Source organism: Pontibacter pudoricolor (genome assembly GCF_010092985.1).
Taxonomy (GTDB): domain Bacteria; phylum Bacteroidota; class Bacteroidia; order Cytophagales; family Hymenobacteraceae; genus Pontibacter; species Pontibacter pudoricolor.
The window spans coordinates 127767-154385 of record NZ_CP048106.1; the positions used below are offsets into that span (position 1 = coordinate 127767).

A 26619-nucleotide genomic window follows, 5' to 3' on the forward strand; every position below is an offset into this window, starting at 1 on the left:
CTCTCTAACTATAAACGTGTCATTAATTTTTTCACCATCACGTCTTTCCATTCCCGGAAAGTGCCGTTAATAATTTGCTGGCGCGCCTGCTTTACCAACCATAAATAGAAGGTAAGGTTATGCACGCTGGCAATCTGACCGCCCAGGTACTCGCTGCTGTGTACCAGGTGGCGCAAATAAGCCTTGGTGTAAAACGTACTAACATAGCCGCCCAGTTCCGCATCAATCGGGCTATAGTCGTCGGCCCATTTTTTGTTACGGATATTAACAATGCCCTGCGTGGTAAACAGCATACCGTTGCGGGCATTACGGGTTGGCAGCACGCAATCAAACATATCCACGCCCAGCGCAATGTTTTCTAAAATGTTGGCCGGTGTACCTACGCCCATCAGGTAACGCGGCTTGTCTTTTGGCAGTATATCGCACACCACTTCGGTCATTTCATACATCATCTCAGCAGGCTCGCCTACTGATAAACCGCCAATGGCATTGCCTTCGCGGCCAAAGCTGGCTATAGTTTCCGCAGACTGCACACGCAGGTCTTTGTAAGTACTGCCCTGAACTATAGGAAACAGTGTTTGCGAATAACCATACTTTGGCTCAGTGCTGTCAAACCTGTCCACACAGCGTTGCAGCCAGCGGTGCGTGCGCTCCATCGAGTTTTTAGCGTAGGTGTAATCGCAAGGGTAGGGGTACATTCGTCGAAAGCCATAATAATATCGGCTCCTATAATGCGCTGCGTATCCATTACATTCTCTGGCGTAAAGTCCAGGGAAGAACCATCTAAATGCGATTTAAACTTCACGCCTTCTTCCTTAATCTTACGCGTACCGGCCAGCGAGAAAACCTGGTAGCCGCCACTGTCGGTAAGTATTGGTCGGTCCCAGCCGTTAAATTTATGCAGGCCACCTGCCTTCTCCAGCACGTTCAGGCCCGGGCGCAGGTATAAATGGTAGGTATTGCCAAGAATAATTTCAGCTTTTATATCTTCTTTCAGCTCGCGCTGGTGTACGGCTTTCACAGTGCCCGCCGTACCAACGGGCATAAAAATAGGAGTTTCAATGGCACCGTGGTCGGTTTGCACCACACCTGCACGCGCCTTTGATTGTTTATCTGTTGCTACTAACGAAAATTGCATATTGTGCCCTGAATGATCCTTTTTTGAAGGAACGCCCGCCGGTTATAGTTGCTCACCAGCAGATTATAAAGTTTTACAGAAATAAGGCGCAAAGATACGAATAGGAGCAGTACAATCCTTAAAGATTTATTAATTACAAACAGCATTCGGAAATGCCCGCAGAATAGCTATTTTTGAGGTAAATTGTTGCACGATCGCGTTTCTGCCTGGCTAAACTGCTGATGCGCACGGAATAAAATCATCCTACTAACAAACAGGTGATTCAACAGTTTAAAAATCAACAGTTAATAATTCGGAATATTGATTACACTTGTACTTTTAGCACTGCTCGGCATTTGTGTGCTGGTGCAGTTATACTTTGCCCTCGTTTATTTTTTCCCGCTTAGCCGCCACCAGGACCCTGCCATAACGCAGCATGTTCCTGTATCGGTTATAGTTGCCGCACATAACGAGCAGGATAACCTGTTTGAGTTGCTGCCCATGCTGCTTGATCAGGAATACCCCGAGTTTGAAATACTGGTGGTGAACGATCGATCTGATGATGACACTGAGTTTTACCTGTACGAACTGGAAAAGCAGTTCCCGAATTTTAAAGTAGTAACTGTAAAAAAGACCCCGGAATATCTTAATTCAAAAAAATATGCGTTAGCCTTAGGCATTCGGGCAGCTACGTATGAGCGCATGCTTTTTACAGACGCCGACTGCCGGCCATATAGTACTAAATGGATAGAGAAGATGCAGAGTGGCTATGTAACGGGGGTTGATTTGGTACTTGGCTACTCTCCGTATGCACAATTAAAAGGATTTTTGAATCATCTTATCAGATATGAAACATTACTGACCGCAATCCAGTATTTGTCTCAGGCAAACAAGGGGCACGCATATATGGGGGTAGGTAGAAACTTATCTTATACTAAAACGTGTTTCTTTAGGAACAAAGGGTTTGCCTCTCATATCAAAACAACTGGCGGCGACGATGACCTATTTGTTAGAGATGCCGTCAACAATAGCAAAGTAAATATTGTTATAGACAAAGAGGCTCAGACCTGGAGTATTCCCAAAAAGACGTTTCGGGAATGGACCACTCAGAAAAGAAGGCATTTGTCTGCAGGAAAGCAATACAAAGCAAATGATAAAAGAAAAATTGGCGCATTCGTAATCTCTAACATCTTTTTTTACGTATTAGCTATCATTCTTCTTGTCATAAATAGTCATTTAGCTATATTAGCCGCTATAGTCGGTTTGCGGTACATAGTTATGTTCTCCGCGTATGCATCAGTAGCTCGCAGACTAAACGACAAGCTCTCCTTGTTTTTATTGCCGGTACTCGATATCGTGTACTTTTTTAATTACCTGTTCCTTGGTATATCTGTACTATTGTATAAACGAATCAGATGGAAGTAAATAAACAATTCTCAGCGAAAGCTAAACACGATTTCAAGCTGATACAGGCCGCCGTTGAAGACAACGACGAGAAAGCGTATGCTGAGCTGATGAGTATCTATAAAAAGCCGGTGTACCATGTGGTACTCAAAATGGTGCGCAATGCCGACGATGCCGAAGACCTGACGATAGAGGCTTTTGCCAAGGCGTTCAGGAACCTGCACAAGTTTAACCCGGAATATGCTTTCAGTACCTGGCTGTTCCGTATCGCGACTAACAACTGCATCGACTTTATCCGCAAGAACCGAATCAAGACCATGAGCATCGACTCGGCCATTAAAATTGATAACGGCGACGAGATAACCATAGACTTTAAGGACAAGAACCTTAACCCGCAGGAAGAAGCGATCAAAAATCAGAAGATCGAGATCATGCAGTACGTGGTAGCAAAACTGCCAGAGAAATATCAGCGCCTGGTAACACTGCGTTACTTTAACGAGCTGAGCTACGAAGAAATAGCTACGGAGCTAAACGCCCCGCTTGGAACTGTAAAAGCCCAGCTACACCGTGCACGCGAGTTGCTCTATGACATGGTTAAAACAAAAAGCACTTGATTTAATTGTTGAAGGTTAAATTGTTGATGGTTGATTTTTTAACCATTTAACAATGCAGCCAGTTAACCATTAAATTTAAAATATTGATTACGTTAAAAGCCCCGGTTGCCTGAGTGCAGCAGGGGCTTTATTCTTTTAGTGCTGATACCGTACTTATTTTATATTTTTGCAGTGCTTCCGGGCTCCGGTTTCTGAGTACAGATGCTTTATAATATTGGTAGTGAACTATAGCAATGCCCCATTCCTTAACAGATGCTTTTCTTTCGTGGTCGGGTAAACTATACCTGAAACTGCGTTTTCGTAACAAAGCAAAAATAGCACACGAACTAACTATAAAGTACGAGGGCCAGTACCGCAACGTCGGACTTATGCTGTTGTTCGATGTATTTATGGCGCTGGCCGTAGTAGCTATAGTTGGGCTGTTAGCAATAGTGTTATACTTTACTACGGTCTAATTAATAATTCGTAATTACTAATTCATAATTAAAATATGACTGCCATCCGCACTTTACTGTCAGGTTACTTTCCAGAGCTTACCGAAGATCAGCTACAAAAGTATGAGCGCATGGGCGAACTATACGAGGAGTGGAATCAGAAGATAAATGTCATTTCGCGCAAAGACATGGATCAGATCGGGGTGCATCATATTCTGCATTCGCTGGGCATAGCTAAAGTAGTCCGGTTTCCGGCGCATACGTCGGTGCTGGATGTGGGTACCGGAGGTGGCTTGCCGGGCTTGCCGCTCGCTATCATGTTCCCGGATGTGAAATTCCATCTGGTAGATTCGATTGGCAAAAAGATACACGTGGTGCAGGAAATTGCCCGCGAGCTGCATTTGCAGAATGTTACCGCAGAGCATGTGAGAGCGGAGCAGGTGCGTGAAAAATTTGACTTTGTAGTTAGCCGTGCTGTTACCCGTTTAGCTAACTTCTGGCCCTGGGTTATGAATAGTTTTAAGAAAACGAGCTCGCCTGTAGAGGGGCTGTATTATTTAAAAGGCGGCGACCTGGAAGAAGAGATTGCAGAATCGGGTTTAATAACCAAACAATTTAACCTCAGCGATTATTTTACAGAAGAATTCTTCGAGACGAAGAAGGTAGTGTACGTGCCCTTGAAGTAGCTTTTATAGTCTTTGCTATAGTTGGCGTTTTACCCCTTCCCAGCCTTCCCCTTTGAAAGAGGGCCCCTACCCCAGAACAGGGAAAGGAGCTTTCCAGGTGTCGCTATAGTTGAGGCTATCATTTTATAGTTGTGGTTTTAACCCACCCCTGCCCCCTCCCGAGAGGGGAATTTCGGCTGTTGCTATAGTTGAGGATATCGTTTTATAGTTTCCGTTTGCCATCCCCCTTGCCCCCTTCGAAGGGGGACTTTTCTGCTGCAGCTTTCCCAACTGTCATTTCGACAAAAGGAGAAATCTGAATTAGCTATAGTTACAGACTATGCACAGGACAGGTTTACCTGTCCCTACGGAATTACAACCACGATAAGGCGATGCAACTATAGCTTCTCAAACTATAGTTAAAGCAGTTACTATCGAACTGATCGCAGTCTTTGGGTTGAGCGCCTTTGCTTTGTTGCGGTGCCGCCAGGCAACCTGAGGTACGAGGGTAGCAAGAAAGCTGCAGCGCGATGCCCGAAGACGGGGCCTCCCGGCCGTGAGGGCACCAAAGCAAACTATAGAACTGTAGGTTCATAGAGCTCCCAGGATTGAAGAACGCTATGAAAGAAAAGGCTAGGTTCAGGTAGTAGTGTTTCAAACTATAGAACTCAGATTTCTCACTTTGTTCGAAATGACAAAAGAGATACTATAGGATGATAAAATCTCTCACTGCTGCGCTGGCTCTTCTCGACTCGTGTCTCACTTTGCTCTAAATGCCAAAAAAGAAACTATAGGATCCTTTGCTTTAGAATAACAAAATACCAACACCATCGACACTACAAACAGCATCTAGCATCATCTAATAAAAACTTCACAGCCCTTGCTTCAGAATAATAAATGTCTTTCCTGAAATCTTCGGCAAAGCCTACATGGCCGCCGGCTTCGGGTACTTCAAAATAAAAGCAGGGGTTGGCTTTTGCCTCTTCAAATGGGTAACAGTCGTCACTCAGAAACGGGTCGTTCTTGGCGTTTACAAGTAAGGTAGGCTGTTTTATGTTCTTTAAAAATTGCTTGGAGCTTACCCGTTCATAATAATCGTCGGCATTTTTAAAGCCATGCAGCGGCGCGGTATACCGGTTATCGAACTCCGGAAAAGACCAGAAAATACTATAATCGGTTAAGTCTACCTCGTTGGGGTATAGCTGGCGTTTCTGCTCCAGCTTTTCACCCAGGGTTTTCAAAAACCGCTGCGTGTAAACCTTCGAAATGGTATGGGCAGAAGCCTTTAAATCTACAGGAACAGAAAATGCCACCGCGCGCTTAACTTCAGCAGGAACTTGGTCAGGGTTTTCTCCAAGGTACTTCAGGGTAATGTTACCTCCGGCACTAAACCCGATCAGGTGTATGGTGTTATAGTTGCCGGAAAGAAGGGCATGTTCTATTACAAAATGCAGGTCGTCGGATGCGCCAAGATGATAGGAGCGGAGCAGTTTGTTGGGCTCGCCACTGCAACTGCGGTAGTTCCAGGCAAGTGCATCTAAGCCGCGTTCGTTAAATGCGCGCACCATACCCAGTATATAAGGCCTGCTACTGTCCCCTTCCAGGCCATGCGAAAGCACAACAAGGCTATCAGAACCAACCTGCGACCAGTCCACATCAATAAAATCAAGGTCAGGAGTAGAAATACGTTCACGCGTGTACGAGATGCCCTCTACTTGCCTGAACAAACCAGGAATTATAGTTTGCAGGTGCCCGTTAAAAAGATAGAAAGGTGCTTTATAGGTAGAAGATAAGATAGGCATGGCGGTAAAATTAAGGGTACTACACTTTAGTATTGTATACGAGTTCTGGCAGATTGTTATGCTTGCATCACATCGCAAATTTATATCTTTTTATAGTTTGATGAAGGGCCGCGGGCATTGTATGTATATGTGGTGTTATGTAGAACAATGAATAAGGCACCGAAGTTTATAAAAGTTAAAGAGATGCTGCGTTAAATTGATACCGTAAAGCACCTGAAAGTTGAGCCCGCGCTGGAAGTGCATAGCTGTAACAGTTGCAGCCAGCATACGACATCAGTTCCTGAAAACGGGTGGGTAGGAGGACGCTATTCTATAAGCCTTCCGGCCACAAGAACTGTGTAAATGTATCAGAATGGAGAAGTACAAAAACGTACGAAGGCAGCGTTTCCGTTACAATTCTCTTCCATTATATATCAATATCCTTTTTATTGCGTATAACACCTCATAATCAAAAAATATGACTATGAAAATTGTATCGAAATTTAGAACTATAGGATTTGCATTAGCTATTGGTTTATTCACATTTGCCTGTAGCCAGGAAACACAGAATGAAACAAATGCTGAAGTTGATGAAGCACAGACAGAACTTAGCGAAGAGAATGCGGAAGCAAATGCTGAGCTAAATGAAGCCGGTGCCGAGGCCAACCAGGAATATGATGAATTCTCGGGTTGGGTTAAGACCAACACTGAAAAAGCTGAAACTGTAACGGCAGATGAGTATCGTGAGATGCGTGCCGAGTATAAGCAGAAAGAAGCTCGATTTGAAAATGAAGCATCCACCTGGGATGATGCAACCCGCCGTGAGTGGGAAGAAACCAAAGCAGACTGGAACGAGTTTGAAAACAAAGTTCAGAAGCGCTTAGGTAAGATAGACGACATTGATGTTGATGTGAACGTAAAACGTGATAACAACTAACATTAGTTAGCAACATAGTAAAAGCCGCTGCAGCTTATAGTTGCAGTGGCTTTTTGTTTTAAGCTGGACATATTATTTATAGCTATTGCAGAATATAACCTAAGATTATATTGCAGGATTGGTATCAGAAACATTACCTTTGCAAAGATTTATAGAGAGAGGCCCCGTAAAATATTTTTATCAGGAGCTATCTTTGGAAATTACCGGCAAAGCTTTTACCTTTGCAAACTCATTACAAGATACGGAACAAAATATTTAACAGTATAAAATAACATGGCTAACCATAAGTCGGCATTAAAGAGAATCAGAGCGAATAACGCTAAACGTCTTCGTAACAGATATCAGGCGAAAACTACTCGTACTTTTATCAAGAAATTGAAAAACACGACTGAGCATGCCGAGGCACAAGAGCTGTACAAAACAGTTTCTTCAATGATTGACCGTCTTGCTAAGAAAAACATCATCCACAAAAACAAAGCAGCTCACAACAAGTCTAAACTGGCTAAGTTTGTGAATACACTGGCAGCTTAATTTTTGTCGGAACTATAGTTTCAGGAGCCTTGTGCATGCGCGCAAGGCTTTTTGTGTTTGTAGCACATTAAAAGATTATAGTTAGAATGGTAAACTATAGTTAATGGAAAGCTTAAAGGCTACAACCTATAGTTGCCTGATCTTAAAACTATAGGCTGCAGTAAGGTTATAGTTGTAAAGCTTCGGATTGGTTAGCAGCTAAAAACTCAGGCAACTACTGTAAAAGTAAGGCATAAAAAAGCGCCGGCAGGTATAACCTTACCGGCGCTTCTGGCTTTATAGTTATGCGTAAAGTTAAGCTATGCTCAGCTTAATCATGTTGGTACGCTTCTGCTCATTTATCGGCATACTGGCTGTGTTGATGAATACATCACCTTTCTCGATATGGCCGCTCTCTAAGAGTGTTTCTTTGATGTCAGCTATCGTGGCATCCGTAGACTCGAACTTGTCGTAGTAGAAGCCTCTTACACCCCAAACCAGGTTTAAAGTATTTAGCAGTCTGTGGTTCTCCGTAAAAATAAAGATATCCGACTTAGGTCTGTACTTCGCCAGCTGGAAAGCCGTGTACCCTGACTTGGTCATACCAATAATGGCACGTGCATTTGTATCGCGGGCAAGGTTACAGGCATTGGCTACCAGGCTATCGTTGCAGAAGTGCGGCGAATGCGGGTTAAGCACATAACTCTTATTAAAGATATCTGCGTGCGTCTCAACTGTTCGGATAGTAAGGGCCATGCTTCGGATAGTCTCAATAGGGTAAGCTCCTACAGCAGTCTCAGCGCTCAGCATCAGGCAGTCGGCACCGTCTATCACGGCATTGGCAATATCGTTGGTCTCGGCACGTGTAGGGCGCGGATTCACGATCATGCTTTCCATCATCTGGGTTGCTATAATAACGGGTCTGGCAGCACGGTTACTTTTCTCTACAACCATTTTCTGGATCATAGGAACCTGCTCCATGCCAACTTCCACGCCTAGGTCGCCACGGGCAACCATGATTGCATCGGTTGCTTCAATTATTTCATCAATGTTTTTGATGGCCTCCGGCTTTTCTATTTTAGCGATAACGCGGGTGTCCTTGCCACGCTCTTCAATAATGCGCTTTATTTCCTGGATATCTTTTACAGATCTCACAAAAGAAAGGGCTACCCATTCAACGTCGTTGTCAAGCCCAAAATGCAGGTCGCGTAAATCTTTTTCGGTAAGGGATGGGGCAGATACGCTGGTGTCTGGCAGGTTAATGCCTTTACGTGGCTTTACTACACCGCCATAAATAACTTCGCAGCGTACTTCCAGGTTGTGGTCGGTATGCAATACTTTAAGCTCCAGTTTTCCATCGTCCAGTAAAATGGCATCGCCTACTTTTACATCTTTTGCCAGCTGGGTATAGTTGGTTGCCAGGTGGTCTGCTGTGCTTAATGAACCGTCGCAGCGCAGTATAACCTCCTGCCCCTGCTTTATCTCAACGCCGCCGTTTTCTACTTCCCCGATTCTGATCTTGGGTCCCTGAAGGTCCTGTACCAGGCAGACAGTTGTGTTGAACTGGCGGTTGATCTCACGCACATGTTTGATCACTTCTAAATGTTCTGAATGCTCTCCGTGTGAAAAGTTCAGCCTGAAAGCATCTACACCTTCTTGCATCAGCGCCAGTAAGCGTTCAAACGTGTTGGAGGCAGGACCAACGGTTGCAAGTACTTTAGTTTTGTTAAACGTAATATTCATATTTAAAAAATCAGATTCTCTTTAAACTTAAGTGATAGTGGATCGAATTGTTTAACATACTCTACTAACGGTATCAGTAGCAGTGTGTTTAACAGGCCTTGTGTGTACCGTTTCGGCATCGACCCCGTTATCTGCAGCACATAATCATATTCCTTCATATCTGGCAGGAGGTATGGCTTGCGCAGCGTATTTGTGCCTAAGGCCTTGTTGCGCAACAACCGGATAACACTATGGTCGGTTACAAATTCATAGTTAGAGATCAGAAGTTGTTCGCGGCCCGGTAAAGTAAAACATAAATCTTTTTGCCTGGTCAGGCGCATCTCAAAAAGTTTGTTCAGCCACCACGCCATGGTATAGTCTTTCCCCGACGAAACTAACCCATAGAGGTCAAAATCGTATTCGTATTCATTATCGAGGTAAAAAGTTTTCATGTATTTACTTTGGCGCCTCAATTTAAGAACGAACTTTGTAAATCGGCAGTCAGACGTCAAATCTTTTGAAATAACACGAATAGAGTAATTTTTTTTGACATTGTCTGTCTATTTATATTTCTTTGCACAGTGTTTTAATAAACTATAAGAAAAATGTCAGAAATCGCAGAAAAAGTAAAAGCTATCATCATTGATAAGCTTGGCGTGGAAGAGTCAGAGGTTACTCCTGAGGCTAGCTTCACAAATGACCTTGGCGCAGATTCATTGGATACAGTAGAACTTATCATGGAATTCGAGAAAGAGTTCAACGTATCTATTCCAGATGATCAGGCTGAAAACATTGCCACTGTAGGTCAGGCTGTAAGCTACCTGGAAGAGCACGCTAAATAATACCTTCTGTTTTTATTATAAGATTTTTTCTACTATCTATCCTCTGGTAACAGCTTATGGAGCTTAAGAGAGTTGTAGTTACTGGGCTAGGCGCACTCACGCCACTTGGTAATACTGTCGCAGAATACTGGGATGGCCTTACTAATGGCGTGAGTGGAGCTGCGCCTATCACACGCTTCGACGCGAGTAAGTTTAAAACACAGTTCGCCTGTGAAATAAAGGGATACGATCCTGAAAAATACTTTGATCGTAAGGAAGCCCGCAAAATGGACTTGTTTACGCAGTTTGCGCTTGTAGTAGCCGAAGAGGCTGTACAAGACGCAAACCTAACAGAAGGCAACTACGATCCTGACAGGGTTGGTGTGATATGGGGTTCCGGAATTGGCGGTCTGCGCACGTTCCAGGAAGAATGCGTGAACTTCGCCCACGGCGATGGCACTCCGCGTTTTAACCCGTTCTTCATACCAAAAATGATCGCTGACATCAGCGCAGGACAAATTTCTATAAAGTACGGCTTCCGTGGGCCAAACTTTGTTACTGTATCAGCCTGTGCTTCTGCTACCAACGCTATTCTTGATGCTTTCAACTATATCCGTCTGGGTATTGCTGATATAATTGTATCAGGTGGTTCGGAAGCAGCGGTTACAGAAGCTGGAATAGGTGGTTTTAATGCCCTGAAAGCCCTTTCAGAGCGCAACGATTCCCCTGAAACTGCATCCCGCCCGTTTGATAAGGACCGTGACGGATTTGTGCTTGGCGAAGGCGCCGGCGCACTTATACTGGAAGAGTATGAGCACGCTAAAGCCCGCGGAGCAAAGATTTATGCGGAAATATTAGGTGGTGGTATGTCTGCGGATGCTTACCACATTACAGCACCACACCCGGAAGGGCTTGGCGCACTTAATGTAATGAAGAATGCATTACGCGATGCACACATCAAACCTGAAGAGGTAGACTACATCAACGTACATGGTACTTCTACACCGCTTGGCGACGTTAGCGAAGCCAAAGCAATAGAGACTGTGTTCGGGGAGCATGCCTACAAGCTGAACATCAGCTCTACCAAATCCATGACGGGCCACTTACTGGGTGCAGCCGGAGCTATAGAGGCCATTGCTTCTATTCTGGCCATCAAAAATGGCGTGGTTCCGCCAACCATCAACCACTTTACAGACGATGAAAGCTTTAATCCGAAGTTGAACTTTACGTTTAACAAGGCACAGAAGCGCGAGGTAAAAGTAGCGTTGAGCAATACATTTGGATTTGGTGGTCATAACACATCTGTAATTTTCAGAGAACTGAAAGATTAGTGTTTGGACCTATTAAACCGGTTAGGCGCTTCTACCAGAGAGTTTTTACCAAAGACAGAGAGCTAGTACGCGCCATTGCCGGTATTATTGGAAATACACCCGATAATATCAGGCTGTATAAACTTGCCCTTACTCATACGTCGTTTGCACGGCAGGCTGCCAGCAGCAAGCACGACACAAACGAACGACTGGAGTTTTTGGGAGATGCCGTATTAGGTGCTGTAGTTGCCGAGCTGCTTTTCAGGAAGTTTCCGTACGAAGACGAAGGTTTTCTGACGGAGATACGCTCGCGCATAGTTAACCGCGAGTCGCTGAACCATATTGCCTTAAAGATTGGCCTTAACCTGCTTGTAAAAGTAGAGGCGGGGTCTAACAGGCACAAATCAGTGAACGGTAATGCCCTGGAGGCGCTTGTAGGTGCCATTTACCTGGATAAAGGGTATAACATGACGCGGCAGTTCATTTTGGGCAAACTCATAAAGCCACACATTGACCTGCACCAGCTTGTAAACACTACAGCTAACTTTAAAAGTAAACTGATCGAATGGGCGCAAAGCCAGAACATGGAGATCCGTTTCGAGAACATCAAGAAAAAGCAGCAGGGTAACACTACAGAATTTACAACCGAAGTATATATCGGCGACAAACCCGTTGCCACTGGTATAGGCCTATCCAAAAAGAAAGCCGATCAGGCAGCAGCTGAAAAATCGCTGGAGCTGCTCAAGATCAATTAATTATTCTATTACTACATTGTTGGTTTAGCTAAACTATAGTTTGGCTAATCTGCCTGTCTTTCTATTTCCTTTTTCTTACTCTTCCAGGGTATCCTAAGTAGCTTGCAAACCTGAATCTGTGAGTAACTATAGTGCTTGGTTAAACTATGGGTTCGGCAATTTATCTGTCCTGTAAATTGGCAATATAGCATTTCAGCAATAAAACTTAACTTGCCCTTTCATACTTGCGTTATATACCACTATGAAAGACACCCGACTCACGCTGGCAGGCGCTGCACTCAACCAGACTCCCCTGGACTGGGACAACAACCTGCAGAATATTAAAGACGCCATTACCGAGGCAATAACCCACAACGTTGATATTTTACTGCTACCTGAACTCTGTATTACCGGTTACGGATGCGAAGACCTTTTTCTGAGCCCATGGCTTGGTGAAGAAGCTTTTCAGAAACTATTACTGGTAAAAGACTGGTGCACTGACATTACCGTGTGTGTTGGTGTGCATGTCTGGATCGGGACGCAGGTTTACAACACCGCTTGTGTCATCAAAAACCAGGAAATTATAGGCTTTACGGCCAAGCAGTTTCTGGCTAAGGATGGCATACACTATGAGCCGCGCTGGTTTACAGAGTGGCCAGCCAACCAGGTAGGGGAGTTTGAGCTGTTCGGTCAGAAATATAAAATCGGCGACCTTATCTATGAAGAGCAGGGAGTTAAATATGCCTTCGAGATTTGTGAAGATGCCTGGAGACCGAACCGCCCGGCTGAGCGCCATATGGCTAAAGGAGTACAGCTTATTCTTAACCCTAGCGCAAGTCATTTTGCCCTGAGTAAAACCGACCTTCGTTATAGGTTGGTGGTAGAGGCATCTAAAAAGTACCAGTGTACTTATTTATATGCCAATTTGCTGGGCAACGAAGCCGGTAAAGTAATCTACGATGGTGAAGTACTGATAGCGCAGAACGGCCACCTGCTAAAACGTAACGAGCTGCTTTGCTTTAAAAACGTGGATATGGAAGTGGCTGAGGTCTGTTTTGGCGATAACCCAACTATAGCCGAAACTATAACTTACCTGCCACCTATTGATGAGAACAAGGAAGTGATGGCAGCCCTAAGCCTCGGCTTGTTTGACTATATGCGCAAAAGCCATAGCCGTGGGTTTGTATTATCGCTGAGCGGCGGTGCAGACTCGTCGTTATGTGCGGTGGCGGTGGCCGAGATGGTTCGGCGCGGAATAGAGAGTTTGGGGGCGTTAGCTTTTGTAGCTAAAACGCAACTGTTCCCACTTAAAGATGTGGCCTATTTTGATACGCTTTCTGAAAAACAAGTCGGGCCTGAATTAGTGGGGCGTTTATTGACCTGTGCTTACCAGGGAACTGTCAATTCGTCGGATGATACTTACAACTCAGCAAAAGAACTGGCTGCAAGTATAGGTGCCGTTTTTTATAGCTGGACGATTGATGAGCAAGTAAAAGGCTATACCTCGATAATTGAGGGTGCCCTGGACAGACCGCTCACCTGGGCTGAAGATGACGTAACACTGCAAAATATACAGGCCCGTGTTCGTGCTCCGTCTATCTGGATGCTGGCTAACATAAAAGGAGCACTGTTACTGGCAACCTCTAACCGTAGCGAGGCGGCTGTGGGTTATGCTACGATGGATGGCGACACGGCAGGCAGTATTTCCCCGATTGCAGGGATAGATAAAGCGTTTATCAGGCAGTTATTGGTGTGGTGTCAGACAGATCTGGGCTACGAAGGCTTGCAATATGTAAATAACCTGCAGCCTTCTGCAGAATTGCGTCCGGCTAAAGAGGCACAGACTGATGAAAAGGATCTGATGCCTTACAATGTACTAAACCAGATTGAGCGACTCGCTTTCTACGATCGTTTTGCTCCGCAGGAAGTTTATGATAAACTCTTGGAATCTGGTGTGGCAGACGGTGAAACTATAAAAGGGTGGCTTACCAAGTTCTATAGTTTATGGAGCCGTAACCAATGGAAGCGCGAACGTTATGCTCCTGCTTTCCACCTCGATGACTATAGTCTGGACCCACGGAGCTGGCTTCGTTTCCCGATACTCAGTGGTGGTTTCAGGGAAGAATTAAAGCAGCTTGGACAGGAATAGATTAATAACAAAAAAGGCTTTTTTACAGGAGCCTTTTTTGTTTGCGTTGTGAGCCAGGTAACTGGTATTCTTTCTTCTGGATTACTTTATCACGTCTCTCTTCTAAAAACAGGAGAGGGGTTTCGCACTGATACTGCTCATCGATAGTATTATAGTCTCATTCTGGCGCAGGTCTCCGGACTTATGATGGTGTGGAGTTTCCTGACTCAACTGGCCCGGCAGGGGCAGGCATTGTCTGAACCGGGATTAAGTGAGATTTAAGGGATTTCTGGGATAAAGGTTATTGCTATAGTTGGAGGCTATAGTTTTATAGTTATGGTTTTACCCCTTCCCAGCTTTCCCCTTTAAAAGAGGGCCCCTACCCCCAAAACAGGGGAAGGAGCTTTTGGCCTTTGCTATAGATGGAGTTATAGTTCTATAGTTGGCGTTTTAACCCACCCCTGCCCCTCCCAAGAGGGGAATTTCGGCTATAGTTATAGTTTGAGTTATAGTTCTATGGTTTCATTCTGTTGAGCGGACAGGTCGCGACCTGTCCCTACGGAAATACAGCCACGGTAAAGCGATGCAACTATAGCCTTTCAAACTATAGTTAAAGCAGTTACTATCGAGCTGATCACAGTCTTTGGGTTGAGCGCCTTTGCTTTGTTGCGGTGCCGCAAGGCAACCCGAGCAGCGCGAGGGTAGCAAGAAAGCAGCAGCGCGATGCCCGAAGACGGGGCCTCCCGGCCGTGAGGGCACCAAAGCTAAATTGAAAAAGTAGGCTAGTAAAGCTCCCAGGATTAAAAGTAGCTATAAAGGAAAAGGCTTGGTTCGTGTTGTAGAAAATCAAACTATAGCACTCAGATTTCTCACGCTGTTCGAAATGACAAAAGAGAAACTATAGGTCAATTAAGATTTCTCGGCTAACGCTCAAGGTGAAAAAAGCGAAAACCAAACTATAACCTTAATTAATCCCGCTAATAACAAACCGTTCCGGATGAAACTGCTCGTAAAGCGAGTGAATCATACCGTCTTTTAAACCAACATTCGGAACCATCATACTCTCCAGTTTAGCCCAGCGCATAGCAGATAAATATATTTCGGCGGCAGGCAGAATTACATCGGCGCGGTCCGGGTTCAGGAGCAGCTTATTCACACGATCTTCCATGCTCATTCCCGAAACTATAGCTACTACCTCTTCGATCTGCTTCCGGAAGATGGGCTTACCGGTTATCTTGCCGGCCATATCATAGATCTTATTTATGTTGCCACCTGTGCCAATAGCCCGGGAAAGCTGGTATTTACGGGCGTTCTCTTCTATCCAGTGGCGCATCATATTCCATAGTTCTACAGAATCGTTGCCGTGCATGTGGCGGATAGAGCCCTGCTCGAATGATTGGGAAGCTACTTTCTGGCGGTTTACATAAATGTTGAATTCCGTGCTGCCGCCACCTACGTCAATATGCAGGTAGTTACGCTCATCCAGGAAATTCACAATCACTTTGTTTATCAACTCTGCTTCGGCTACACCGTCAATTACATCTATTTTCATGCCCAGCCGTTCTTCTATCAACTGCAGAATTTCAGGTGCATTCTGAGAGTTTCGCATGGCAGAGGTAGCGCAGATCATATAATGATCCACATCGTGTACATCCAGAAGCAGCTGGAAAGCGTGGAGTAACTTTACAAACTTATCTATCTTAACGTCGCTGATATAGCCTGAATTAAACACATCTTCTCCGAAGCGGATGGCGTAGCGGATGTATTCTATCCGTTTAAAAATTACACTGGCATCCTGCTGAAGGGCACTTGAGATCTGGCACCTTACGGCGTTGGAGCCTATATCGATGGCGGCTAATTTCAAACGGTGATCGGTTATAGTTATAAATTGCTTCTCTAGTTCAAAGATAAACAGAAATCAGTTTCCGGTGAAATTATAGTGCAGGTATACGGGCACAATGACATTTGTTTTTTAGTCTGGGGAAAGTACCTCTACTTTATTTGCGGCTGGAAAACACAGCCCGAATATAACCTTGTCTTTAAACAGCTCCTTGATCTGAAAACACGGCTAGCCAGGGTTCAAGTTTAAACTATGGAAGGTGCAGGGCGTACAATAAAACGTTGAAGGACGAATATTAGAAGATATGGATAAGAAAAAACAACGGTGGCATGCGAAGAAGCGAAAAGTAGCAAAAAGACTTTTTCCGCTGTTTGCGCCACTTATATTTTCGCCGATGGCTGCGCCGATAAGCAGCAGTGCAGCTAAAACCAAGACCAAAAAAACCACTAAAGAAACCGTATCAAACTATAAAATTATGCAGTTCGACCAGGTGGCTTACAGTCTTTATAACGAGATGGGACTTGGGCAAACCGGGCTGAAGTATGAAGTTTTTTCGAAGGCGCTTACCGGGTATTATAACATGAAGCACGAAGGCAGGTTATCTGGCAAGCCGGTTTTAACTATGGTCGATTTTACAAAGTCATCAACGCAAAAAAGGCTTTGGGTAGTAGATGTAGAAAAAAAAGAACTACTGCATCATACCTATGTGGCGCATGGCCGCAATTCAGGAGAGGAGTTTGCTGAGAATTTCTCGAATGATAATAAGTCCTATATGAGTAGCATCGGCTTTTATGTAACCCAAAATACATACCATGGCAAACATGGGCTTTCGCTTAAATTAGAAGGCGTAGACGAAGGTTTTAACACGAATGCCCTGGAGCGCTGCATTGTAATACATGGTGCCGAATATGCAAGCCCAAAATTTATAGATCAGGCGGGCAGGCTTGGCAGAAGTTTAGGTTGCCCGGCGCTGCCAATGGAAGAGCACGAAGATATTATTAACACGGTAGTGGGCGAGACAGCTATGTACGTGCATGCTAAGAGCGATGATTATACGTCGCATTACCTGGACCACGCCACTGCTATGGCTGAGATTGTTAACGAAAATCCGAATAATACTTTGCCGCCTAATACGGATGTTTCCAGTTAATGCCGCAACCCACCGCTGGGTGTTGTTCCTGTGACGGCTGCTGGCCTTGTAGTAATGCATCTAAGGCACGTGTCAGATCCTGGCCTGTAACCAGTATATACGATTTTGGCCGGGAACTATCGAACTGACCGTGGTAGGCTAAGCGTTTGTTGGCATCAAACACAAAAAACTCGGGTGTACAAACTGCCTGGTAGGTACGTGCCACCTGTTGCGTCTGGTCGTAAAGATACGGAAACGTAAAGCCGCGTTCCTGAGCCAGGGCTCTCATTTCATCTGGCCCGTCCTGTGGCTGTATAGTTGCATCGTTGGCGCTGATGGCTACAAAGCCTACTCCTTTCTGTTGGTATTCTTTTGCGACTTCCACTACCTTATCCAGGATGTGCAGCACATACGGGCAATGGTTACAGGTAAATAATATAACAGTTGCCTTGCTGCCTGCTACATCGCGTAGCGAAAACAATCTGCCGGAAACAGTGTCGAGTAATGCGAAGTCGGGTGCCAGGGTACCTAAAGCAATTTCAGAAGTTGCGTAAGCCATAGTTTTAGGTTTGGATGAGGGTGAAGCGCCGGAGCCATTACCTGCCGGCACTTCTAAAATACCTCTTTAATCTGACTTAATCAATAGCGGTTTGCTTAGTTTGCATGAATCAGAGAATCAGGGGGATTTAGTCGATAGGGATAGGGCTGCCCTTTCTAAGTTTTGCATTTTTACTGAGGGGGCCGTTACCCCTGAACTGGGAAAGGAGCTGTTCTTTCGAAGCTATAGTTGGAGTTATAGTTATAGAGTTAGTATAATCCAACCACCCTGGTCCCTCAGCGCTCCGCTCCCTACTTTCGAAATCGCTTCGCGGTAATATAAGGCGGGAGATTTGGCCTTTGCTATTGTTTTACCGCTTCCCAGCTTTCCCCTTTTATCGAGGGCCCCTACCCCCAAAACAGGGGAAGGAGCTTTTGGCCTTTGCTATAGATGGAGTTATAGTTCTATAGTTGGCGTTTTAACCCACCCCTGCCCCTCCCAAGAGGGGAATTTCGGCTATAGTTAAGGTTGTAGTTTTATAGTTCTATAGTTTCCATTTGACACACCCTGCTGAGCTTGGCTCGCAAGTTTTGAACTCTCTGTTCTCACTTGTCCTCAAGGGGACAATTCTGTTACTACTTTACGTCCTGTCACTCTTGCCCTCGCTCGCGTCCCGCGAGTGTGAGCTAGCTGCGGACTCTGGCCGCTTTAACCAACCTGTGCCTGAGGCACAAGTGGCGGGACGCCACTAAGTAGCTCACACTCGCGGGACGCGAGCGAGGGCGAATTAGGGAATGAAACAGCCATGCCCTCAAGGGAACAATTTCACTATTAGTTTTCGAACTGTCATTTCGACCTGCGGGAAAAATCTGAGTTCTATAGTTACACCATTCGAGCAGGACAGGTCTCGACCTGTCCCTACGGAACTATAGCCACGGTAAAGCGATGCAACTACAACTTATCACTCAACTATGGAAATTGCTATCGAATTGATCGCAGTCTTTGGGTTGAGCGCCTTGTAGATTTCCGGTGCCGTTAGGCATTGCGACGAAGGAGCAAAGGAAATGTACACCGCGCGATGCCCGAAGACGGGGCCTCCCGGCCGTGAGGGCACCAAGGCCAACTATAAAACTGTAGGCAAGTAAAGCTCCCAGGATTGGAGGGATATTTGAAAGGAAGGCTTGTTTCGGATAGTAGAGTTTTAAACTATAGAACCCAGATTTCCCCTGACGCAGAAATGACAAAAGAGAAACTATAAACCAACTCGTTAGACATTCAGAAGTACAGGAAAAGAAACTATAATATGTAGATGAAGCGGCATAACCGGCAACACTTATACAACATTGCACTACCTTCCAACAAATACTCCAACTCAATTACCACAATCCCTGATTCTTTGCACGTAACGGCACTATTTACTTACAATGTAAAACAATGTTTTTGTACTTCTTTTAGCTGGTAACCAGACACTTTCTTGTAAATAGGCAACAACCATTCTCTCAGAATGGAGTAAATAACCTACTCCCTTGTTGTTCGTTCCCGTCACTTGTGAGGCCAAATGCATGCAACAAGACCTGATTTTATAGCATCGACTTAACATGAAAAAAATAAAAGAAGAGAAAGCGGTGGTAAACGGCAAAAGCGTAGCTACGCCTAAAGAAGCTACAAATGGCCAGGATATCGCCAACGAATTTTATAAGAAAACCCTCACGCTCCTGAAAGATAGCCCGACGCCTTATTTGTTAGGAGGTGGCTACGCTATGTTCGAATACACCGGCATTGTGCGCGACATGAAAGACCTGGACATTTTCTGTAAACCAAGCGAATACCAGTACCACTTAAAATACCTAAACGACAAAGGCTACCAGACCGAGATTACGGATGCCCGCTGGCTGGCCAAAGTGTTCCAGAATGGCTATTACATCGACATCATCTTTGATACGGTAAACAACATCTGCACCGTAGATGACAGCTGGTACGAGTATGCAGTGAAAGGTAAAGTGTTTGGGATACCTGTAAAGTTCCTGGCGCCGGAAGAGTTGATCTGGTGCAAGATTTATGTGCAGAACCGCGAGCGGTACGATGGTGCCGACGTGAACCACCTGTTTCTGCGTTACGGTAAAAAGCTCGACTGGAAACGCCTGTTCAGCCGCATGGACCACCACTGGCAACTGCTCCTGAGCCAGGTCATCAACTTCCAGTTTGTTTACCCCGCCGACCGCGACATCATTCCTAAATGGCTTTTTGATGAGCTGATGCAGCGCGCAATGCATCAGTATGAACTGCCGGCATCGGTTGAGAAAGTTTGCCGCGGCCCGATTATAGACCAGACCCAGTACAAAACCGATATTACGGAATGGGAGTACAAGGTGGTAACTATAAAAACCATTTAGCGAATGGATAAAAAAAAGAAGAAAATCCGTGTGGCTGCCGTAGGCGATATACATGTGCGCGATACAGATAAAGGCAAATGGATTGAGTTTTTCAAGGACGTATCGGCAAATGCAGATGTGCTGCTGATATGCGGTGACCTGACTGACCATGGACGTGCCTCGGAAGCCGAAATATTAGCCGAAGAACTGCGTGCCTGCTCCATACCTGTAGTTGCTGTACTAGGCAATCACGATTTCGACCACAACGAGCATGAGGAGATACGGAAAGTATTGGCGCAAACCGGCGTGAATATGTTGGATGGCGACATGGTGGTATTGGAAGGGGTCGGTTTTGCAGGTGTAAAAGGCTTTGGGGGTGGCTTTAACCGCGCTATGCTGGCCATGTTCGGAGAACCGATGATGAAGCAGTTTGTGCAGGAAGCCGTAGACGAATCGCTGAAGCTGGATGGTGCCTTGTCCAGGTTAGAGACAGAGCACCCGGATATTCCTAAAATTGCAGTTTTGCACTATGCCCCCATTGCAGCAACTATAGAAGGCGAGCCCGAAGCCATTTACCCGTTTCTGGGCTCATCCAGGTTGGCAGAACCATTGGAGCGCCGCCAGGTGCTGGCCGCCTTTCATGGGCATGCACATGTGGGTACCTTGGAAGGGCAGACAGCCAAAGGTGTAAAGGTCTTTAATGTGGCCAAGCCATTGCTGCAGAAGCTGGATAAACCGCTGCTGTATTATGTACTGGAAGTATAAAGTATGAATTGGAAAAAACGGCCACTTGTAAAACAGGTGGCCGTTTTTGTTTTGTTGCGGCTGTGCGTATTTTAGAGAATTAATTCACCCGTATCATGAAAGTCAGAAACCACCTGTACCTGCTCCTTTTACTTGCTTTGTTTGCATGCACTGACAAGCAAAGTCAGCAAACTATAGCCACAACCGCAACAAGCCAGAAAGTATATTACCCTGGCAAAGGCGATAACTGGGAGACCAGGAAACCCGAACAGGTAGGCATGGACGCTACACTGCTAGAGCAGGCAGTAGCGTGGGCAAAAACACAGGAAACAACCCAGATTCAAAAAGACTTCTCTACACAGAAAGAGATATTCGGGGAACCGTTAGGGCCATTGCCGGCTACCAGAGCAAACACCAATGGCATCATCCTGAAAGATGGCTACATTGTAGCAGAGTGGGGCGATACTAAAGCCGTTGATCCGACTTATAGTGTGGCTAAAAGCTTTCTCTCAACTCTTTTGGGCTTAACTCTGGACCGCGGCATGATCCAAAGTATAAATGACCCGGTGGCAAAGTATGTGAAGGATGGAGGCTATAGTTCGGAACATAACAGCAAGGTAACCTGGCAACACCACGCCCGACAGACCAGCGAGTGGGAAGGAGAGCTATGGGGTAAGAAACATGATTTTATTGGTAAGGAAGCATTTGGCCGTGGAGAGCGCAAGCCACGCGAACTGCAGGAACCGGGCAGCTTTTACGAGTATAACGATGTACGCATTAACCGCTTTGCCTTGTCGTTGCTGCGCCTGTGGGAAAAGCCTTTGCCGGAAGTGCTGAAAAATGAGATAATGGACCCGATAGATGCTTCCGAAACCTGGCAATGGGTACCTTACCGTAATTCTGTAGCTGAGATAAATGGCAAGCAGATGCCATCGGTAAGCGGTGGTACCCGCTGGGGCGGCGGCCTCTGGATAAGTGCCCGCGACGAAGCCCGTTTCGGTTACCTGTTCCTGCGCAACGGCCAATGGAAAAATAAGCAGCTGATCTCAGAAAAGTGGGTGAACGAAGCCACAACCAGCCGCGGTGCAGTAGGACCGGACTATGGCTACCTGTGGTGGCTGAATACCGAAGACAAAGCCTGGCCTGATGCTCCGGCCACGAGCTACGCAGCTTTAGGAGCCGGCCAGAATACCGTTTGGATAGACCCGGAGCATGACATCGTAATAGTTTGGCGCTGGCATAATGGTAACCCGAATGAGCTGATCAAGCGCGTGCTGGCGGCGGTGAAGTAATTTGTTGTTGGCTGTTAATTGATGTAGAACTATAAATTTGGAATCCAAGGGGCGAGCGCCCACGCTTGTGACGAACTATAGCAGGGGACTTTTTGCTTTTACACTTTAGTTAATATCACCAGTCTATCCGGACCAACACTACTAAAAGTTAAAGAGGCAACTGCCGTTACCCAACCAGCATTTTAAATTAAAACCGCTTCAAGTGGTGCTTCTGAAAAGTCCATTCGGGGGTGAGGAGCGGGCCGTTAAAGTTAGTGCTGTACCAAGGGCTAAGGTCAGGATTCATGGGGTTTTGGAGTATCTGTATTTCCTGAGCGGGCATGTAACTTTGCGCCAGTAAGAAGAGCCTTTCACCGGTTTGCGAATTCACGACCATATCAACAACTATAACTGCATGACCGGGGCTGCCGCCTTTTATAAATACATCGCCGATCTGTATTTTATCTATAGTTACAGCCCTCATTTCTTTTTCTAAAGAGAGCGTACCAGCGTAGGTAAAGACAATTTTCAGATAATCACGGAAAGAACTATAGTTTGTAGCAGGAGCTGCCTTCTTTACCCAGTTAACCTCGTTTCCCTTTACGTTCATACGGTAACCTTGCTGCCACTTACTATAGTTTGCAGTAAAACCGTTCGTTAAGTTGAAGTGGATGTCGTTGTAGCGTTTCTGGTTATACAAATACTCTGCACGTAGCCGCATCACAGCATCGGCGCACTGCTGCAGGTCATAGTTGCCAACGTCAATATCCATAACAGCATCATACACTCCGTCGTTGGGTTTTACTTTACCATCATAGTAATGCGCCACTGCACCATGCGTTTTAAGTTTGAAGTTTTGCAGATATGCTTCAAATGAATTTGATTGTGGCTTAACCCGGGTAAAGCCACTTGGTGCCGGATATCGTTCAGCTATAGTTTTACCAGACGGATTAACTTTTGCTTCATGCGCTGCAACACTTTCTATAGGCTGTTCCTGTAGCTTTTCTGCGTTGGAGTTGCAGGCAGTAAGTAGAGTTAAGAGGAGAGGGGCCAGGCAGCGCTTCATAAGTTTCTCTTTTCATGGAAGATAATAGTAATTTGCTAATATTGCAATAGTTTCCCAAGCTAGAAAGGAGCTAAGATCATGGCACAAGCATAGACGCTCGCTCGATAGGTTCCTACGTATAAAATAAAAGCGGCTGCCCTAATGGAGCAGCCGCTTTTCTAAAGTTTAAAAATCAATTCTTAGTGTCGGCAGGTGCAGTGTTCACCAGCGATGCCTTCCAGGCGGGTGTTGGTGCCTTCGTGCCAGTCGAATGCGGTGGCGGTGCGGCTGTTTTCCCACCAGAACTTGCCTGGCTGTTTGTTGTAGTTACCAGTTTCAGCCATAGTTGCAGCATCGTACAGGCGACCATTTACCATCGTATATTTCACATGCTCCGAGTTCTGGATGTTTTCCAGTGGATTCGCATCTAACACGATAAGGTCAGCCAGCTTGCCGGTTTCCAGAGAGCCAATGTCTTTGCCCATGCCCAGGTACTCCGCACCGTTCAGGGTGGCAGCACGAAGCGCTTCATGGTTGGTCATGCCGCCTTGCTGCAGCATCCATAGCTCCCAGTGCGCACCTAAGCCCTGTAACTGGCCATGTGCGCCCAGGTTTACTTTAACGCCGGCGTCAGTTAATCTCTTTGCTGATTCCGAAGTCAGGATATGGCCGTTTTTATATTCTTCATCAGGCACCAACGTAACACGGCGCGCACGACCATCGATCACGGAACGCGGGGTGAACTTCAGGAGACGCTCTTTATCCCAGGCATTGGTTTTCTGATACCAGTAGAATTCACCGGAATTACCGGCATAGTTCACGATCAGGGTAGGAGTGTAGCCTGTTTGCGACGCTTTCCATACTTCCACTACGTCTTTGTAGAGCGGTGCAACCGGTATGTTGTGCTCAATGCCAGAGTGGCCATCCAGGATCATACTCATGTTATGGAAGAAAGTTGAACCACCTTCCGGCACCACGGTCATGTCCAGTTCGCGGGCAGCCTGTATAATCTGCTGGCGCTGCTCACGGCGTGGCTGGTTATAGCTTTTCACAGAGAAACCACCAACCGCTTTCAGGCGGCGCAGATGCGACCGGGCATCATCCAGGCTGTTCACTACAGCTTTAAAGTTACCATCAGCACCGTAAAGTATCGTTCCGGTAGAGAAAATACGCGGCCCGATCATGGCACCGCTCTTCACAGCTTCCGACTGGCTGAACACCATTTCGGTTGTAGATGACGGGTCGTGGGTAGTTGTTACGCCGTAGGCCAGGTTGGTATAGTAAGACCACTGCTTTTGCGGACTCATACCTTCGCGGAACGTGCCAAGGTGCGCGTGCACATCTACCAAGCCCGGCATAATGGTTTTTCCGGCAGCATCAATCACTTTGGCATCTTTCGGAACCGTTACGTTTTTGCCGACAGCAACTATACGGTTGCCCTCTACAACTATAGTTCCGCCCTCAATCACTTCGTCACCTTTCATGGTAATGATGCGCGCGTTAGTGAAAGCTACTTTACCTTCCGGCGTATCCGTTTTCAGCACCAGGCCAATCTTAGTACCGGTAGTGTCAATGGCAGGAAGTTTTTCAGGAGCACCTTCTACAAAAGAGAAGCGGTTTTTGATGTCGTTCGAGAAATATTCATCGCCTAACACCCAGTTCACTTTCTTGCTGTCACCAGACCAATGGATGCTGGTACCGGCATCGCGGGTGAAGCGGGCCACCGGAACAGCTTTGGTTTCAGCACTCAGGTCCAGACCGGAACCGTTCGTTGTGAAAGGAGCGACATACCCATTAAATAACTCTACAAACGCAATCCATTTATTGTCCGGGCTTGGATAGAACTGGTCCGTGTACTTGGATGTATAATGTGTCTGCTCTTCTTTGCCCTGCAGGTTTACGCTCTTAAAGGCAGCTTTATCACCGGCATAACCTGTAAAGAAGATGCGGTCAGAAGTAGCGTTGAATTGTGGCGAAGATCCGTTTTTCTGTACAAAAGTTGGCTTATCACCATCGGCTTCCATGTAGTAAATACCACGCTCGTTACCGTATGCGTAACCCATGTGGTTATTACCACCTTCTTTGTTGTAAACTATAAACTTACCATTTGGCGAGAACGAAGCATTGGTATAGAACCCTTTCTCAGATGTAAGCTTAGTAGGTTTTGCATTTTTCTTGCGAATATCCAGCTTCATCAAAGCGCTATAGTTATCGTCGTTCCATGTAGAGTAAACGATATGTTTTCCGTCTGGCGAGAAGGCAGGATAGAACTCGAAATCAGTGCCTTTGGTGATGCGCTCCGGCTTGCCATTCGGCAGTTCTTTTTTGTAGATATGGCCGGCAGCGTTAAATACCAGTACCTTGCCATCCGGAGACGTTACTGCATGGCGGATAGCCTTAGCTGCAAATTCTTTCGGCGATACACCACCATTCTTGCTGAAGTCATGGCGAACAGCATCGGAAATGTAATGGGTAGCAGTAGCCTCAAAAGGAATGTTAGTTACTTTCTGGTTAGCAACATCTATCTTATTGATCTTGCCATTGGCCCAGTATACAATGCTCTTGTTATCCGGGGTCCAGGAGAAAGAAGGATAAACCCCGAAAATAGCCCAGGCTTCCTGCTGGTCTTTGCTCAGGTTATCGGTTAGTGGCCATTGCTCGCCGGTTTTCAGGTCCTGTACAAACAGCACCGATTTGGTACGCACACGACGCACGAAGGCAATATGCTTGCCATCGCGGGAGATAGTCGGGCGAACAGAGCCACCGTTTCCGGTAACTATATTTTCGATCTCGCCTGTGTTACGGTCTACTCTGCGAATAACATAGATCTGGCCGTTCGGGTCTTTGTTGTACTCGAAGTTAGAGCCGCCGCTCATGTCTTCGGAGTAGTACACGTATTTGCCGTCTGGCGATACAAATGGCTCACCGGCATCCTGCTGGTCATTTTTACGCTTGGTAAGTTGTATACCAGCCCCGCCCGTGCGGTGGTACATCCACATTTCGCCGGCACCCAGCGAGCGGGTGTTGGTAAAGTGCTTGCGGGCTACAATATACTGGCCATCCGGCGTCCAGACAGCGTTGTTGAGTAATCGGAAGTTTTCTTTAGTGATCTGTTTGGCATCAGAACCATCACGTTTCATGATCCAGATGTTGTCGCCGCCACCTGCATCCGAAGTAAAGGAAATGAACTTGCCATCCGGGCTGAAACGGGGCTGCACTTCGTAAGCGCGGCCCGTGCGCAACAGCTTTGCCTTTCCACCCGAAATCGGCATTACGTAAATGTCGCCGAGCATGTCGAACACGATCTCCTTGCCATCCGGACTTACGTCCAGGCTCATCCAGGTGCCTTCGTCGGTGGTTACGGAAATTTCTTTTTCAGTGCTGTGGGCAGCATCCACAGTCCATTTCTTATCATCTTTTTTGTCCTGGGCTATTACGGTGCTGCAAGGTAGGGCCAGCGCCGCTGCCAGGAACATACTCAGATAAGTACGTTTATTCATGGT

General features: G+C 46.1%; 22 protein-coding genes and 1 pseudogene. 14 read left to right on the forward strand and 9 right to left on the reverse strand.

Going from position 1 to position 26619, the window contains the following annotated elements:
* Positions 1–8: 8 nt before the first annotated feature.
* A pseudogene (gene tgt, locus GSQ66_RS00580) lies at positions 9–1138 on the reverse strand (tRNA guanosine(34) transglycosylase Tgt).
* Positions 1139–1438: 300 nt separating this feature from the next.
* Here tgt and GSQ66_RS00585 point away from each other — a divergent pair.
* The 4 genes from GSQ66_RS00585 to rsmG all read left to right on the forward strand — a co-directional run bounded on the left by GSQ66_RS00585 (position 1439) and on the right by rsmG (position 4255).
* A complete protein-coding gene (locus GSQ66_RS00585) occupies positions 1439–2542 on the forward strand; it encodes a glycosyltransferase (RefSeq protein WP_162425672.1) in 1104 nt (367 codons plus the stop codon).
* The gene (locus GSQ66_RS00590) at positions 2533–3135 is read left to right on the forward strand and encodes an RNA polymerase sigma factor (RefSeq protein ID WP_162425673.1); all 603 of its coding nucleotides are present in this window, start codon (positions 2533–2535) and stop codon (positions 3133–3135) included. The genes GSQ66_RS00585 and GSQ66_RS00590 overlap by 10 nt, the downstream gene beginning before the upstream one ends.
* Positions 3136–3368: 233 nt before the next feature.
* Positions 3369–3590: a hypothetical protein gene (locus tag GSQ66_RS00595; RefSeq protein ID WP_162425674.1), complete on the forward strand. Its 222-nt coding sequence runs from the start codon at positions 3369–3371 to the stop codon at positions 3588–3590.
* A 35-nt stretch (positions 3591–3625) separates the two neighbouring features.
* Complete coding sequence (gene rsmG / locus GSQ66_RS00600) at positions 3626–4255, forward strand: 16S rRNA (guanine(527)-N(7))-methyltransferase RsmG (RefSeq protein ID WP_162425675.1); 630 nt, start codon at positions 3626–3628, stop codon at positions 4253–4255.
* A 352-nt stretch (positions 4256–4607) separates the two neighbouring features.
* Here the strand turns inward: rsmG and GSQ66_RS00605 are convergent, their stop codons facing one another.
* Together GSQ66_RS00605 and GSQ66_RS00610 are read right to left on the reverse strand one after the other, a co-directional pair.
* Positions 4608–4829: a hypothetical protein gene (locus tag GSQ66_RS00605; protein ID WP_162425676.1), complete on the reverse strand. Its 222-nt coding sequence runs from the start codon at positions 4827–4829 to the stop codon at positions 4608–4610.
* A gap of 241 nt (positions 4830–5070) precedes the next feature.
* Positions 5071–6036, reverse strand: a complete 966-nt coding sequence (locus tag GSQ66_RS00610) for a YheT family hydrolase (protein ID WP_162425677.1) — start codon at positions 6034–6036, stop codon at positions 5071–5073.
* 463 nt (positions 6037–6499) lie between these two features.
* Here GSQ66_RS00610 and GSQ66_RS00615 point away from each other — a divergent pair, with 463 nt between their 5' ends.
* Together GSQ66_RS00615 and rpsT are read left to right on the forward strand one after the other, a co-directional pair.
* Positions 6500–6952, forward strand: coding sequence for a hypothetical protein (locus GSQ66_RS00615; protein WP_162425678.1), 453 nt, complete (start codon positions 6500–6502; stop codon positions 6950–6952).
* A gap of 273 nt (positions 6953–7225) precedes the next feature.
* On the forward strand, positions 7226–7483 hold the full coding sequence (gene rpsT / locus GSQ66_RS00620) for a 30S ribosomal protein S20 (RefSeq protein ID WP_162347704.1): 258 nt from the start codon (positions 7226–7228) through the stop codon (positions 7481–7483).
* Between the two features lie 294 nt (positions 7484–7777).
* Here rpsT and pyk read toward each other — a convergent pair whose 3' ends face one another.
* Both pyk and GSQ66_RS00630 read right to left on the reverse strand, forming a co-directional pair.
* Positions 7778–9205 (reverse strand): pyruvate kinase, encoded by a 1428-nt coding sequence (gene pyk, locus GSQ66_RS00625; RefSeq protein WP_162425679.1) that lies wholly within the window; start codon positions 9203–9205, stop codon positions 7778–7780.
* Positions 9206–9207: 2 nt separating this feature from the next.
* Positions 9208–9636, reverse strand: coding sequence for an IPExxxVDY family protein (locus tag GSQ66_RS00630; RefSeq protein WP_162425680.1), 429 nt, complete (start codon positions 9634–9636; stop codon positions 9208–9210).
* A 153-nt stretch (positions 9637–9789) separates the two neighbouring features.
* On the opposite strand from GSQ66_RS00630, the gene GSQ66_RS00635 reads away from it, so the two are divergent.
* The 4 genes from GSQ66_RS00635 (at position 9790) to nadE (ending at position 14198) form a co-directional block, all read left to right on the forward strand.
* Positions 9790–10026, forward strand: coding sequence for an acyl carrier protein (locus tag GSQ66_RS00635; protein WP_018477241.1), 237 nt, complete (start codon positions 9790–9792; stop codon positions 10024–10026).
* 56 nt (positions 10027–10082) lie between these two features.
* Entirely contained in the window at positions 10083–11336 is a 1254-nt protein-coding gene (fabF, locus tag GSQ66_RS00640; protein WP_162425681.1) for a beta-ketoacyl-ACP synthase II, read from the forward strand.
* Positions 11336–12070, forward strand: a complete 735-nt coding sequence (gene rnc / locus GSQ66_RS00645) for a ribonuclease III (RefSeq protein WP_162425682.1) — start codon at positions 11336–11338, stop codon at positions 12068–12070. Before fabF ends, rnc begins: the two co-directional genes overlap by 1 nt.
* A gap of 241 nt (positions 12071–12311) precedes the next feature.
* Positions 12312–14198: an NAD(+) synthase gene (gene nadE, locus GSQ66_RS00650; RefSeq protein WP_162425683.1), complete on the forward strand. Its 1887-nt coding sequence runs from the start codon at positions 12312–12314 to the stop codon at positions 14196–14198.
* A 943-nt stretch (positions 14199–15141) separates the two neighbouring features.
* Here the strand turns inward: nadE and GSQ66_RS00655 are convergent.
* Positions 15142–16041, reverse strand: a complete 900-nt coding sequence (locus tag GSQ66_RS00655; RefSeq protein ID WP_162425684.1) for a Ppx/GppA phosphatase family protein — start codon at positions 16039–16041, stop codon at positions 15142–15144.
* A 280-nt stretch (positions 16042–16321) separates the two neighbouring features.
* On the opposite strand from GSQ66_RS00655, the gene GSQ66_RS00660 reads away from it, so the two are divergent.
* Positions 16322–17167 carry a murein L,D-transpeptidase catalytic domain family protein gene (locus GSQ66_RS00660; protein ID WP_238395764.1) on the forward strand — a complete coding sequence of 282 codons (846 nt, stop codon included), beginning with the start codon at positions 16322–16324 and terminating at the stop codon, positions 17165–17167.
* Here GSQ66_RS00660 and GSQ66_RS00665 read toward each other — a convergent pair.
* Positions 17145–17705 carry a thioredoxin family protein gene (locus tag GSQ66_RS00665; protein ID WP_162425685.1) on the reverse strand — a complete coding sequence of 187 codons (561 nt, stop codon included), beginning with the start codon at positions 17703–17705 and terminating at the stop codon, positions 17145–17147. The genes GSQ66_RS00660 and GSQ66_RS00665 overlap by 23 nt on opposite strands.
* A 1577-nt stretch (positions 17706–19282) precedes the next feature.
* Between GSQ66_RS00665 and GSQ66_RS00670 the strand changes: the two genes are divergently transcribed.
* The 3 genes from GSQ66_RS00670 to GSQ66_RS00680 all read left to right on the forward strand — a co-directional run bounded on the left by GSQ66_RS00670 (position 19283) and on the right by GSQ66_RS00680 (position 22092).
* Positions 19283–20077 (forward strand): nucleotidyltransferase, encoded by a 795-nt coding sequence (locus GSQ66_RS00670; RefSeq protein WP_162425686.1) that lies wholly within the window; start codon positions 19283–19285, stop codon positions 20075–20077.
* 3 nt (positions 20078–20080) lie between these two features.
* Complete coding sequence (locus GSQ66_RS00675; RefSeq protein WP_162425687.1) at positions 20081–20821, forward strand: metallophosphoesterase family protein; 741 nt, start codon at positions 20081–20083, stop codon at positions 20819–20821.
* Positions 20822–20916: 95 nt separating this feature from the next.
* On the forward strand, positions 20917–22092 hold the full coding sequence (locus tag GSQ66_RS00680) for a serine hydrolase domain-containing protein (protein ID WP_162425688.1): 1176 nt from the start codon (positions 20917–20919) through the stop codon (positions 22090–22092).
* A gap of 187 nt (positions 22093–22279) precedes the next feature.
* On the opposite strand, the gene GSQ66_RS00685 is transcribed toward GSQ66_RS00680, so the two are convergent.
* On the reverse strand, positions 22280–23137 hold the full coding sequence (locus GSQ66_RS00685; RefSeq protein ID WP_162425689.1) for a DUF4846 domain-containing protein: 858 nt from the start codon (positions 23135–23137) through the stop codon (positions 22280–22282).
* 179 nt (positions 23138–23316) lie between these two features.
* Positions 23317–26616, reverse strand: coding sequence for an amidohydrolase family protein (locus GSQ66_RS00690; protein ID WP_238395765.1), 3300 nt, complete (start codon positions 26614–26616; stop codon positions 23317–23319).
* Positions 26617–26619: the final 3 nt, after the last annotated feature.